At 68.8% G+C, this 12,007-nt stretch carries 11 protein-coding genes; 6 read left to right on the forward strand and 5 right to left on the reverse strand.

Annotation, left to right across the window (positions count from 1 at the left end):
- The first annotated feature begins 1 nt into the window (after position 1).
- The gene (locus M9917_RS17480) at positions 2-772 is read left to right on the forward strand and encodes a thiazole synthase (protein ID WP_297255803.1); all 771 of its coding nucleotides are present in this window, start codon (positions 2-4) and stop codon (positions 770-772) included.
- The gene (locus M9917_RS17485; protein ID WP_297255805.1) at positions 769-1,380 is read left to right on the forward strand and encodes a thiamine phosphate synthase; all 612 of its coding nucleotides are present in this window, start codon (positions 769-771) and stop codon (positions 1,378-1,380) included. Before M9917_RS17480 ends, M9917_RS17485 begins: the two co-directional genes overlap by 4 nt.
- Before the next feature lie 17 nt (positions 1,381-1,397).
- On the opposite strand, the gene M9917_RS17490 is transcribed toward M9917_RS17485, so the two are convergent.
- The 3 genes from M9917_RS17490 to M9917_RS17500 all read right to left on the reverse strand — a co-directional run bounded on the left by M9917_RS17490 (position 1,398) and on the right by M9917_RS17500 (position 4,433).
- Entirely contained in the window at positions 1,398-1,712 is a 315-nt protein-coding gene (locus M9917_RS17490; protein ID WP_297255807.1) for an Rdx family protein, read from the reverse strand.
- 125 nt (positions 1,713-1,837) lie between these two features.
- Positions 1,838-3,331, reverse strand: coding sequence for a carboxypeptidase M32 (locus M9917_RS17495; RefSeq protein ID WP_297255809.1), 1,494 nt, complete (start codon positions 3,329-3,331; stop codon positions 1,838-1,840).
- A 10-nt stretch (positions 3,332-3,341) separates the two neighbouring features.
- The gene (locus M9917_RS17500; RefSeq protein WP_297255811.1) at positions 3,342-4,433 is read right to left on the reverse strand and encodes an NADH:flavin oxidoreductase/NADH oxidase; all 1,092 of its coding nucleotides are present in this window, start codon (positions 4,431-4,433) and stop codon (positions 3,342-3,344) included.
- A 194-nt stretch (positions 4,434-4,627) separates the two neighbouring features.
- Here M9917_RS17500 and M9917_RS17505 point away from each other — a divergent pair, with 194 nt between their 5' ends.
- Genes M9917_RS17505 through M9917_RS17515 form a run of 3 tightly spaced genes read left to right on the forward strand, consistent with a single transcriptional unit; the run spans position 4,628 to position 9,429 of the window.
- Positions 4,628-5,098, forward strand: a complete 471-nt coding sequence (locus tag M9917_RS17505; RefSeq protein WP_297255813.1) for a MarR family winged helix-turn-helix transcriptional regulator — start codon at positions 4,628-4,630, stop codon at positions 5,096-5,098.
- A 15-nt stretch (positions 5,099-5,113) separates the two neighbouring features.
- Entirely contained in the window at positions 5,114-6,307 is a 1,194-nt protein-coding gene (locus M9917_RS17510) for an efflux RND transporter periplasmic adaptor subunit (protein WP_297255815.1), read from the forward strand.
- A complete protein-coding gene (locus M9917_RS17515) occupies positions 6,304-9,429 on the forward strand; it encodes an efflux RND transporter permease subunit (protein ID WP_297255817.1) in 3,126 nt (1,041 codons plus the stop codon). The genes M9917_RS17510 and M9917_RS17515 overlap by 4 nt, the downstream gene beginning before the upstream one ends.
- 15 nt (positions 9,430-9,444) lie before the next feature.
- Here M9917_RS17515 and M9917_RS17520 read toward each other — a convergent pair whose 3' ends face one another.
- A complete protein-coding gene (locus M9917_RS17520) occupies positions 9,445-10,683 on the reverse strand; it encodes an aspartate kinase (protein ID WP_297255819.1) in 1,239 nt (412 codons plus the stop codon).
- Between the two features lie 142 nt (positions 10,684-10,825).
- Between M9917_RS17520 and ubiG the strand changes: the two genes are divergently transcribed.
- Positions 10,826-11,587, forward strand: a complete 762-nt coding sequence (gene ubiG, locus M9917_RS17525) for a bifunctional 2-polyprenyl-6-hydroxyphenol methylase/3-demethylubiquinol 3-O-methyltransferase UbiG (RefSeq protein WP_297255821.1) — start codon at positions 10,826-10,828, stop codon at positions 11,585-11,587.
- Positions 11,588-11,662: 75 nt separating this feature from the next.
- Here ubiG and M9917_RS17530 read toward each other — a convergent pair whose 3' ends face one another.
- Positions 11,663-11,965 (reverse strand): hypothetical protein, encoded by a 303-nt coding sequence (locus M9917_RS17530; protein WP_297255823.1) that lies wholly within the window; start codon positions 11,963-11,965, stop codon positions 11,663-11,665.
- Positions 11,966-12,007 lie beyond the last annotated feature (42 nt).

Genomic DNA, 12,007 nt, shown 5'->3' on the forward strand with positions numbered 1-12,007 from the left:
GATGGCGTCCTTCTACGGCTTCACGCCGCAAAACCCGCTCTTCCTGGGCACGGCGCAATATCCCTCGCCGGCGATCCTGGCCGAGGCGGTGAGGCGCTCGGGCGCCGAGGTCGTCACCGTCTCGCTGCGCCGGGAGGCGGCGGGCGGGGCGGGGCAGGCGTTCTGGGCGCTGATCCGCGAGCTCGGCGTCAGGGTGCTGCCGAACACGGCCGGCTGCCACACCGTCAAGGAGGCGGTCACCACCGCGCAGATGGCGCGCGAGGTCTTCGGCACCGACTGGATCAAGCTCGAGGTGATCGGCGAGGACGACACGCTCCAGCCGGACGTGATCGCGCTGGTCGAGGCCGCCCGCATCCTCGGCGACGACGGCTTCAAGGTCTTTCCCTACACCACCGAGGACCTCGTCGTCGCCGGGCGCCTCATCGATGCCGGCTGCGAGGTCTTGATGCCCTGGGGCGCGCCGATCGGCTCGGGCCGGGGGCTCAACAACCCTTACGGCCTCAGGAGCCTGCGCCGGCATGTCCCCGAGGTCGCGCTCGTCGTCGATGCCGGCATCGGCCTGCCCTCCCATGCCGCGCAGGCGATGGAGATGGGCTATGACGGCATCCTGCTCAACACCGCCGTCGCCAAGGCCGGCGATCCCGCCGCGATGGCGGAAGCCTTCGCGCTCGCCATCCGCGCCGGCCGCCAGGCCTTTGCCGCCGGGCCGATCGAGGCGCGCGACATGGCGGCTCCCTCCACCCCCGTCATGGGCAAGGCCTTTCTCGCATGAAGCTCGATCCGTTCTACCCCATCTTCGATTCGGCCGACTGGCTGGCGCGCATGCTGCCGCTCGGCGTCAGGCTGGTGCAGCTGCGCGTCAAGGATCGCCCCGAGGCCGAGGTCGCGCGCGAGATCGCCCGCGCCAAGGCGCTCTGCGCCGCGGCTGATTGCGTGCTCGTCGTCAACGATTACTGGAAGCTCGCCATCGCCGAGGGCTGCGATTGCGTCCATCTCGGCCAGGAAGACCTCGATACCGCCGATCTCGGCGCGATCCGCAAGGCGGGCTTGAGGCTCGGCGTCAGCAGCCATGACGAGGCGGAACTCGAGCGCGCACTGGCGGCTGAGCCGGATTACGTCGCGCTCGGCCCGGTCTATCCGACGATTCTTAAAGCAATGCGCTTCGGCCCGCAGGGGCTGGAGCGGCTCGGCGAATGGAAGCGCCGCATCGGCGCGCTCCCGCTGGTCGGCATCGGCGGCATCTCGCTGGAGCGGGCGCAGGGCGTCTTCGCGGCGGGCGCCGACAGCGTCGCGGCCGTGACCGACATCACGCTGAACGCCGATCCCGAGGGTCGGCTGAAGCAATGGCTCGCGGCGACGCGGCGGCACGCGACAGCCTGAACCTCATTCCGGCGCTCTCAGCCCTCCGCTTCCGCCTGCGCTACATGCCCGTCGACATGGCCGAGGCTGCGCTCGGGGTCGAGCCGGTCGCGCACGCGCTGCTTCAGCACCTTGGAATCCGGGAAGCCGCCATCGCTCTTGCGGTCCCAGATCAGCTCGCCGTCGTAATGGACCTGGAAGATGCCGCCGCTGCGCGGGATCAGCGCGACCTCGCCGAGATCCTGCCCGAAGGTCGAGAGCAGCTCCTGCCCGAGCCAGGCCGAGCGCAGCATCCAGTTGCACAGCGAGCAATAGGTGATGGCGATGCGCGGGGCAGGCTTGGTCTCAGTCATGATCGGTCACCGGAGCGGGAGGTCGCTCCCGACATCCTGCTTCCGGCGCCGCGGCGCAAGCCCTGAAACGGCATGGCAGGCAGGCGCGGAACGAAGATTAAGTATTTGATTTTGAATAAATAAAATCAAACCTCCTCGACATAGCGCCGGCGCAGATGCGCCTTGAACACGGCGGCATCGAGCGGCCTGCCGGTGGCTTCGGTGAGGAGATCGTCGGTCGTCAGCAGCGAGCCCTTGCCGTGGATATTGGCGCGCAGCCAGCCGGTGAGCGGGCTGAAATCGCCCTTGCCGATGCCGGGCAGGATCGCCGGTTCCGCCCGGCAGGCGGCATCGAAGATCTGGGCCGCCGTCATCGCGCCCAGCGTATAGGTCGGGAAATAGCCCCAGCCGCCGGAGGGCCAATGGATGTCCTGCAGGCAGCCGAGACGGTCGTTGGGCACGATGACGCCGAGCAGGGTTTTCATGCCGTCGTTCCAGGCGGCGGGCAGGTCGGCGAGCGCCATCTCGCCGGCGATCAGCGCCTTCTCCAGCCGGTAGCGCAGGATGACATGGGCGGGATAGGTGACCTCGTCGGCATCGACGCGGATGAAGCCGGGCGCGACGCGGGTATAGCGCTGCCACAGCGCCTCGCTTTCCCATGCCGGCCCCGCACCGCCGAAGCTCTCGCGCATCAGCGGCGCGGCATAGGCGAGGAACTGGCGCGAGCGGCAGGCCTGCATCTCCATCAGCAGCGACTGGCTCTCGTGCAGGCTCATGCCCCGCGCCGCGCCGACCGGCTGGTTGATGTAGGCTTGCGGCCGGCCCTGCTCGTAGAGCGCATGCCCGGTCTCGTGCAGGACGCCCATCAGCGCCTTGGTGAAATCGGCCTCGTCATAGCGGGTGGTGATTCGCACGTCGTTGTCGGCGCCGCCGCAGAAGGGATGGGTCGAGATATCGAGCCGGCCGCGCTCGAAATCATAGCCCAGCGCCGCCATCAGCCTGAGCCCCAGCGCCCGCTGCGCCTGCGTCGGGAAGGGGCCTTCCAGCGCGGCTTGCGCCGGGCGGCGCGCCTGCACGGCAAGCGCCTCCTCGGTGAATCCGGGCAGGAAGGCGGCGAGATCGTCGAACAGCACGTCGATCTTCGCGGAACGGCCGCCCGGCTCGTAGTCGTTGAGCAGGGCGTCATAGGGGATGAGCCCGAGCTTCTCGCCCTTGGCCCGGCCGATCTCGCGCTGCAGGTTCAGGACCTCGGCGAGATAGGGCAGGAGCCCGGCGAAATCCGCTTCTTCCCGCGCCTGCCGCCAGCGCATCTCGCAGGCCGAGATCGCCTTGCTCGACGCCTCGACCAGATCGGAAGGAAGCGCGGTGTCGACCGTCCAGACGCGCCGGATCTCGCGCAGGTTGGCTTTTTCCCAGGCGCCGAGGCTTTCGTCGCCATCGGCCTTCGCGAGCCAGTCGCCGATGCGGGCATCGCTCGAAAGCCCGTGGCGCAGGACGGCGAGCAGGGCCATGCTCTCGGAGCGCGTTCCGGCCGCGCCCTTCGGCATCATCACGTCGTTGTCCCATTGCAGGATGCCGATGGCGTTGGACATGGCCGCGATGCGGCCGAAATGGGCCGAGAGCTCGGAATAGGCGGTCATCGCGGCAAGCTCAGGCGAACAGCTTGGAATGCTGTCGCGGCGGCGAGCGCAGATACTGGCTCGGCGCCTTGACGGTGGCGCCGAGCGCGGCCGCCGCATGCCAGGGCCAGCGCGGGTCGTAGAGGATGCCGCGCGCCAGCGCGACGAAATCGGCCTCGCCGGTGCCGATGATCGCCTCGGCCTGCTCGGGCTCGGTGATCAGGCCGACGGCCATGGTCGGCAGGCCGGTCGCCTGCTTCACCGCCCGCGCCAGCGGCACCTGGTAGCTCGGGCCGAGCGGGATCTTCTGCGCGGTCGAGATCCCGCCGCCGGAGACGTCGACGAAAGCGGCCCCGCGCGCCTGGCCCGCCTTGACGAAGACGATGCTCTGCTCGATGTCCCAGCCGCCCTCGACCCAGTCGGTGCCGGAAATACGGAAGCCGACCGGATAACCCGCCGGCACCACGGCCCTGATCGCATCGAGCACCTCGAGCGGGAAGCGCATGCGGTTTTCCAGCGAGCCGCCATAGTCGTCCTCGCGCTTGTTCGAGAGCGGCGAGAGGAACTGGTGCATCAGATAGCCATGGGCGCCGTGCAGCTCGATCGCGTCGAAGCCCAGCCGCACGGCACGCCGGGCCGAGCCCGCGAAAGCCTCGCAGAGCCGGCCGATATCGTCGCGGGTGAGCGCCCGCGGCAGCCGCGGATAGTTCTCGAAACCAACCGCGGAGGGCGCATGCACCGTCCAGCCGCCCTTGTCGGGATCGAGCTGGCCGCCGCCCTCCCAGGGCTTCGCGGTCGATGCCTTGCGGCCGGCATGGGCGAGCTGGATCGCGATCGGCATCTGCGACCAGCGGCGCGCCGGGCGAAGCGCTTGGGCCAGCGCTGCCTCGGTCTCGTCGTTCCAGAGGCCGAGGTCGAAGGGGCTGATGCGCCCGTCCGGCTCGACGGCCGTCGCCTCGACGATCATCAGGCCCGCGCCCGATAGCGCCAGATGCCCGAGATGGATGCTGTGCCAGTCGTTGGCGCAGCCGTTTTCCGCCGAATACTGGCACATCGGGGCGATGACGATGCGGTTGGCGAGCGAAAGGCTGCCGAGCTGATAGGGGCTGAAGAGCTGGCTCATGATGGGGACGGGTCTCGCAAGGGACAGGATTCGGCGCGCACTCTAGAGGCGTTTCGGCTCCGGCAGAACCGTCATGGCGCGCATCCGGCCCTGCCTTGCGTCCCATGGCGCGGCACGGGCGAAAAATCCAGCGGCTTCGCAGAAACGCCGTAATCCTCCATATGATAAGCAGGCTTACGATATGGAGGCTGGCGATGGAACGACCCCTGCGGCGCGAGCTCATGTTCCAGCTCGTCGAAACCGCGCGGCTGCTCAGGACCTATGTCGACCAGCGCGCCCGCCGGCACGGCACGACGCGGGCGCAATGGGGGCTGATGTCGCGGCTGCGGCGGCAGGAGGGGCTGCACCAGGCCGCGCTCGCCGAGCAGATGGACCTCCAGCCGATCTCGCTGACCCGCCTGCTCGACCGCCTCCAGAGCCAGAACCTGATTGAGCGCCGCACCGACCCCGCCGACCGGCGTGCCTATCGCCTCTTCCTCACGCCCGAAGGCCGGTCGCTGGTCGACAGCCTCGACGCGGTGCGCGGCGAGATCGCCCGGGAGGTGCTGGGCGAGGTCGACGAGCCGGCGATCCTGGCGGCGCTCGATGCGCTTTCCGCGATCCGCGAGCAGATCAGGACCCGATCCGAAACCAAGGCCCCGGCCTCCGCCGGCCATGCCGCCTGAGCGAGTGCACAGACGATGAAGCGTTCGGGACTGGTCATCGGCGTCGTCATCGCCGGCCTCGCGGCGGGCGGGATCTGGTATTGGCGCGCCCGCGCGCCGCAAGCCGAGCACGCCGCCCGCGGCGGGCGCGGCGAGGGGGCGCCTGTCGCCGTGGTCACGGCGGCGGCGATCCGGGCGGATGTCCCGGTGCGCAAGCGCGCCATCGGCTTCGTCGAGACGCCGGCGAGCGTCTTGGTGCGTTCGCGCATCGACAGCCAGATCACGGCCCAGCACGTCACCGACGGGCAGTTCGTAAAGGCCGGCGACCTGCTCTTCACCCTCGACGACCGCGACATCAAGGCCCAGATCGCCAAGGACGAGGCGATGCTGGCGCGCGACGAGGCGACGCATACCCGCAACCTCGCCGATCTCGACCGGTACAGGCAGCTTTTCGCCCGCAATGCCGGCACGCAGGCGCAGGTCGACCAGGCGACGGCCGATGAGAAGAGCTCGGCCGCCGGCATCCGGGCCGACCATGCGACGCTCGACGCCGACCGGCTGAAGCTGAGCTATACGCGCATCACCGCGCCGATCGACGGGCGCATCGGCACGGTGCAGGTCACGCCGGGCAACCTCGTCAACGCCAGCGCCAACAGCAGCGGCACCGGCCTTTTGACCATCACCCAGATGAAGCCGCTGCGCGTCTCCTTCGCCATGCCCGAGAGCGAGCTCATGACCCTGCAGGGCGCGCTCGCTGCGGCGAGGCCCGTGCCGGTGACCGCCAGCGTCCCGAACGCCGACCGCCCCCCGGCGGAGGGCAAGCTCAATTTCGTCGATTCGGCCGTCGACGTCGCCTCCGGTACGATCACCGCCAAGGCCGCCTTCGCCAATGACGATCTGAGCCTGTGGCCCGGCCAATATGTCGATGTCGAGATCGTGCCGCAGACGCTTTCCGACGTCACGGTGATCCCGACGGTCGCGGTGCAGACCGGGCAGAAGGGGCCTTACGTCTTCGTCGTGAAGCCGGATGCGACCGTCGATCTCAGGCCGGTCAAGGTCGCGCTCAGCGAGGGCGAGCGTACCGCGCTGAGCGAGGGCGTGGCGCCCGGCGAGCGCGTCGTCACCGACGGCCAGATGCGCCTGAAGCAGGGCACCAGGGTGCGCGAGCGCGCCGCTGCCGGCGACAAGCCGGCGCAGGCCACGCCGGTCGCGGAAGGGGCGCGCTCATGAACGTCTCCGCCTTCTGCATCCGCCACCCGGTCGCGACCATCCTGATGTCGGTCTCGCTGGTGCTGGCGGGGCTGTTCGCCTGGCGCTTCCTGCCGGTCGCGGCCCTGCCGCGGGCGGAGTTCCCGGTCGTCAACGTCTCGGCGCAACTGCCCGGCGCCTCGCCCGACACCATGGCGACCTCGGTCGCGACGCCGCTGATCAAGCAGTTCGCCACCATCGCCGGCATCGATTCGATCTCGACCACCAACTCGCAAGGCTCGACCTCGATCGCGATCCAGTTCGTGCTGAACCGCGACATCGACGCAGCCGCCGCCGACGTGCAGGCCGCGATCGCCCGCACCCAGCGGCAATTGCCGGCCGAGATGACGACGCAGCCGAGCTATCGCAAGGTCAACCCGGCCGATGCGCCGATCATCCTGATGGCGCTGAAGAGCGACATCGTGCCGCTCTCGCAGCTCGATGCCTTCGCCCAGCAGGTGATCTCGCCGGCGCTCTCCACCGTCGACGGCGTCGCCCAGGTCCTGATCTGGGGCAGCCAGAAATATGCGGTGCGCATCCAGATCGACCCGACCGCGCTCGCCGCGCGCGGCATCGGCCTCGACGAATTGCAAGCCGCGATCACCGCCGCCAACGCCAATACGCCGGTCGGCACGCTGCAGAACGACGCCCAGCAGCTCACCATCCTGGCGAAGACGCAGCTCGCCAACGCCGCCCAGTTCGCCGACGTCATCGTCACCACGCGCTCGGGCAAGCCGGTTAGGCTCGGCGACGTCGCCAAGGTGATCGATTCGGTCGAGAACACCCAGACGCGCAGCCAGTACGACGGCACGCCGGCGATCGTGCTCGCCGTGCAGCGCCAGCCCGACGCCAACACCGTCGAGGTCGTCGACCGCGTCAAGGCGATGATCCCCGCCTTCGAGGAGCAGTTGCCGGCGGCAGCCTCGCTCTCGCTGCTCAACGACCGCTCGACCTCGATCCGCCACGCGGTGGAGGACGTCGAGTTCACGCTGTTCCTCACCATCGCGCTGGTCGTCATGGTGATCTTCGTCTTCCTGCGCCGGGTGGCGGCGACCTTCATTCCCGCGGTCGCGGTGCCGATCTCGATCATCGCGACGCTGGCCGTGATGTATCTGCTCAATTTCTCGATCGACAACATCTCGCTGCTCGGCCTCACGCTCTCGGTCGGCCTCGTCGTCGACGACGCCATCGTCATGCTGGAGAACATCGTCCGGCACATGGAGGAGGACGGGCTTTCCGCCTTCGACGCCGCGCTGAAGGGCTCGGGCGAGATCGGCTTCACCATCGTCTCGATCTCGCTCTCGCTGGTCGCGGTCTTCATCCCCGTGCTGCTGATGGGCGGCGTCATCGGCCGCATCTTCAACGAGTTCGCCGTGGTGGTGACGGTCTCGATCCTCGCCTCCGCCTTCGTCTCGCTGACGCTGACGCCGATGCTGTGCTCGCGCCTGCTCTCGGGCTATTCCGAGCATCACCGGGAGAACGCGCTCGGCCGCTTTCTGGAGAAGGGCTTTGACAAGCTCCTCGCCGGCTACGATGCGGGCTTGAAGCTGTGCCTGCGCGTCCAGCCGCTGATGCTCGTCGCCTTCTTCCTGACCATGGCCGGCAGCGTCTGGCTGCTCCAGAGCGCGCCGAAGGGCTTCTTCCCGCAGGAGGATATCGGCCAGCTCCAGGTCTCGACCGAGGCGCGGCAGGACATCTCCTTCGAGGCGATGCAGAAGCTCCAGAACGAGGTCGCGGATGTCTTCCGCAAGTCGCCTTACGTGGCGCATGTCGCCTCGTCGGTCGGCGGCAATGGCGGGGGTAACGCGCTCAATTCGGGCCGGCTCTTCGTCGAGCTCAAGCCGCTCGACGAGCGGCCCAATATCCAGGCGGTGCTCGCCTCGCTCCGGCGCGACCTCGCGCAGGTGGCGGGCATCGGCACCTATATGACGCCGGTGCAGAACCTGCGCATCGGCGCGCGCTCCTCCAAGAGCCAGTACCAGCTCGTCGTGCAGGGGCTCGACCAGCAGCTGATGAACGGTTGGGCCCTGCGCCTCGCGGACGCGATGAGCCGCGACCGCTCGACCTTCGTCGACGTCACCACCGATCTCCAGGACAACGCCCTGCAGGCGACCGTCGTGGTCGACCGCGACAAGGCCAATGCGCTCGGCATCGGCTCCGACATCCTGCGCTCGACGCTCTATTCCGGCTTCGGCGTCCGGCAGGTCTCGACGATCTACACCGCCGGCGACAGCTACAATGTCGTCGTCGAGTTCAACCCGAACGAGCATTGGACGCCGGAGCGGCTGAACGCCATCCGCGTGCGCACCAAGTCCGGCACGCTGGTGCCGCTCGGCGCCATCGCCCGGATCGAGCGCACCGCCGGCCAGCTCACGGTCAACCAGCTCGGCCAGCTCCCGGCGGTGACGATCTCCTACAACCTGCCGGCTGGGGTCGCGCTCGGCGACAGCGTCGCGCATATCGCGGCGATCAAGGACGGGCTCGGCCTGCCGAAGTCGATCTCGACCACGCTCGCCGGCACCGCCAAGGTCTTCCAGGATTCGCTGGCGAACCAGGGCCTGCTGATCGCCGGCGCGATTCTGACGATCTATATCGTGCTCGGCATCCTCTACGAGAGCTTCATCCACCCGCTGACGATCCTGACAGGCCTGCCTTCGGCCGCGATGGGCGCGCTGGGGGCGCTGAGGCTGTTCGACCTCGAGCTTTCGGTCATCGCCATCATCGGGCTCCTGATGCTGATCGGCATCGTCAAGAAGAACGCGATCATGATGATCGACGTGGCGCTGGTGCTCAGGCGCGAGGGCCTCACGGCGCAGGAGGCCATCCACAAGGCCTGCATCATGCGCTTCCGGCCGATCCTGATGACGACGCTCGCCGCGCTGATGGGCACGCTGCCGATCGCGCTCGGCGCCGGCGCGAGCGCGGAGCTGCGCCAGCCGCTCGGCATCGCGGTCGTCGGCGGCCTGATGATCAGCCAGGTGCTGACGCTGTTCATCACCCCCGTCCTGTTCCTCTACATGGACAGGCTGTCGGAGGGGCTGGTCAGGCTCGGCGGCTGGCTGCGCGGCGGCAGGCAGGCGCCGGTGACGCATCCGGCGGAGTGACGGGAGGGCGCCGCCTCAGGCGGCGTCGAGCCCGTAGAGCGAGTGCAGCGTGCGCACCGCAAGCTCGGTATAGGCGGCGTCGATCAGGACCGAGAACTTGATCTCGGAGGTGGTGATCGCGCGGATGTTGATGCCTTTCTCGGCCAGCGCCCGGAAGGCGCGCGCCGCGACGCCCGCATGCGAGCGCATGCCGACGCCGATCGCCGAGACCTTCACCACATCGGTCGCGCCCTGGATGTCCTCATAGGAGATCGCGTCGCGCTTGCTCTCGAGCACGGTCCTCGCGCGCTCGTAATCGGCGGTCGGCACGGTGAAGGTGATGTCGGTCGTCGCCCGGTCGTCGGAGACGACCTGGATGATCATGTCGACATTGATGTTGGCGTCGGCGAGCGGGCCGAAGATCGCCGCGGCGACGCCGGGCTTGTCGGCCACGCGCCGGAGCGTGATCTGGGCTTCGTCCCGCGAGAAGGCGATGCCGGTGACGATCTGCTGTTCCACGATGTCGTCCTCGTCGCAGATGAGGGTGCCGGGATTGGGGTGTTCGGGGTCGTCGAAGGAGGAGCGCACATAGGTCGGCATGCGATGCACCATCGCGATCTCGACCGAGCGCACCTGCAGGACCTTCGAGCCGAGCGAGGCCATTTCGAGCATCTCCTCGAAGGAGACCTTGTCCATGCGCCTGGCCTTGGGCACCACGCGCGGATCGGTGGTGTAGACGCCGTCGACATCGGTGTAGATGTCGCAGCGATCGGCCTTGAGACCCGCCGCGAGCGCCACCGCGCTGGTGTCCGAGCCGCCGCGCCCGAGCGTGACGATGCGGTGCGTGCGCGGGTTGATGCCCTGGAAGCCGGAGCAGACCGCGATCTCGCGGCTGCGGTCGAAGCCGGCGAGGATGCCGGCACCGTCGATGCCCTCGATCCGGGCCGCGCCATGCGCGTCGGAGCCGTAGAGCGGGATCTGCCAGCCCTGCCAGGAGCGCGCCGGCAGGCCCATCGCCTGGAGCACCATCGCCATCAGCCCGGAGGTGACCTGCTCGCCCGAGGCGACGACGGTGTCGTATTCCGCCTGGTCGAAGGAGGGCGCGACCTCCTTGCACCAGGCGACGAGCTCGTTGGTCTTGCCCGACATCGCGGAGACCACGACCGCGACCTCGTTGCCGGCGTCGAACTCGCGTTTGACGTGGCGCGCCGCGTTCTTGATGCGCTCGACATTGGCGACTGAGGTGCCGCCGAATTTCATCACCAGACGGGCCATGACGGTCTTTTCGGCTCTCGATAGCTATCCCCGGCGCCAGGGCCGGGTCGAAACGTCGCCCTCGCGCTCGGGGCGGGGCGGGTGTAGATGACGGGCGGCGGGCGCGGTGTCAATGCGGCGTCGCGCGGCGAGGGACGGGTTCATGGCGGCAGCGGCGGAACGCTCAGGCACGACGATCGACCCGGCCGAGGTCGCCCGCTTCGATGCGCTGGCGCGCGACTGGTGGGATCCGAAGGGTCCGATGGCGGTCCTGCACAAGTTCAATCCGGTGCGGCTCGCCTTCGTCCGCGACGAGGTCTGCGCGCATTTCGGCCGCGATCCCGGGCAGATGCGAACGCTCGCGCAGTTGAGTCTCGTCGATATCGGCTGCGGCGGCGGTGTCCTCTGCGAGCCGCTCGCCAGGCTCGGCGCCACGGTCACCGGCCTCGACCCGGCCCCGGCCAACATCGCCGTCGCGCGCGCCCATGCCGAAAAGAGCGGGCTTGCCATCGACTATCGCGAGGAGACGATCGAGGCGGTGGTGGAATCGGGCCGGCGCTTCGACATCGTGCTGGCGATGGAGGTCGTCGAGCACGTCGCCGATGTCGACGCCTTCGTCGCCTCCTGCTGCGCGGCGGTGAAACCCGACGGGCTCATCGTCATGGCGACAATCAACCGCACGCTGAAATCCTACGCGCTCGCGATCGTCGGCGCCGAATACGTGCTGCGCTGGCTGCCGAAGGGCACGCATGACTGGGAGAAGTTCGTGACGCCGGCCGAGCTTTCCGCCGCGATCGAGACCAGCGGCTTCACGATCGGAGCGCGGACCGGCGTGGTCTTTAATCCGCTGACCGGCCGCTGGGGCGCGGCGCGCGACATGGACGTGAACTACATGCTCGCCGCCAGCCGCGGCGTTCCGGCCTAGGCAGGACGCCGGGTCGTCTCCGCAACCCCTGTCATTCCGGGGCGCGCCCCGGAATGACAGGGGTCGGTCGCGCGGTCAGGGCCGCGCCACCGCCAGGCCGATCAGCAGGAACAGCCCCGATCCCGTCGCGACGAGGGCCCGCACCGCCTCGGCCTGGAAGCGGGTCGGAATGCCGTAGCGGTGCCAGAACCAGGCGCCGGCGAAGGCGCCCACCAGCAGGATGCCGGCATTGAACATCACGCCGAAGCTGGCATCGGAAAGCAGCAGATCGGCGAGCCAGCCGAAGGTGAGGGCACCCATCAGGATCATCGTGACGACGAGCATCATCGACAGCAGAGGCATGTCGGGCAGGCCGACCATCATCAGCAGTCCGCGCATCCTGTCTCCCCAGCCTCGCGCAGGCGTTCGGCATCGTCGCAA

This window comes from Bosea sp. (in: a-proteobacteria), from assembly GCF_023953965.1.
GTDB lineage: Bacteria > Pseudomonadota > Alphaproteobacteria > Rhizobiales > Beijerinckiaceae > Allobosea.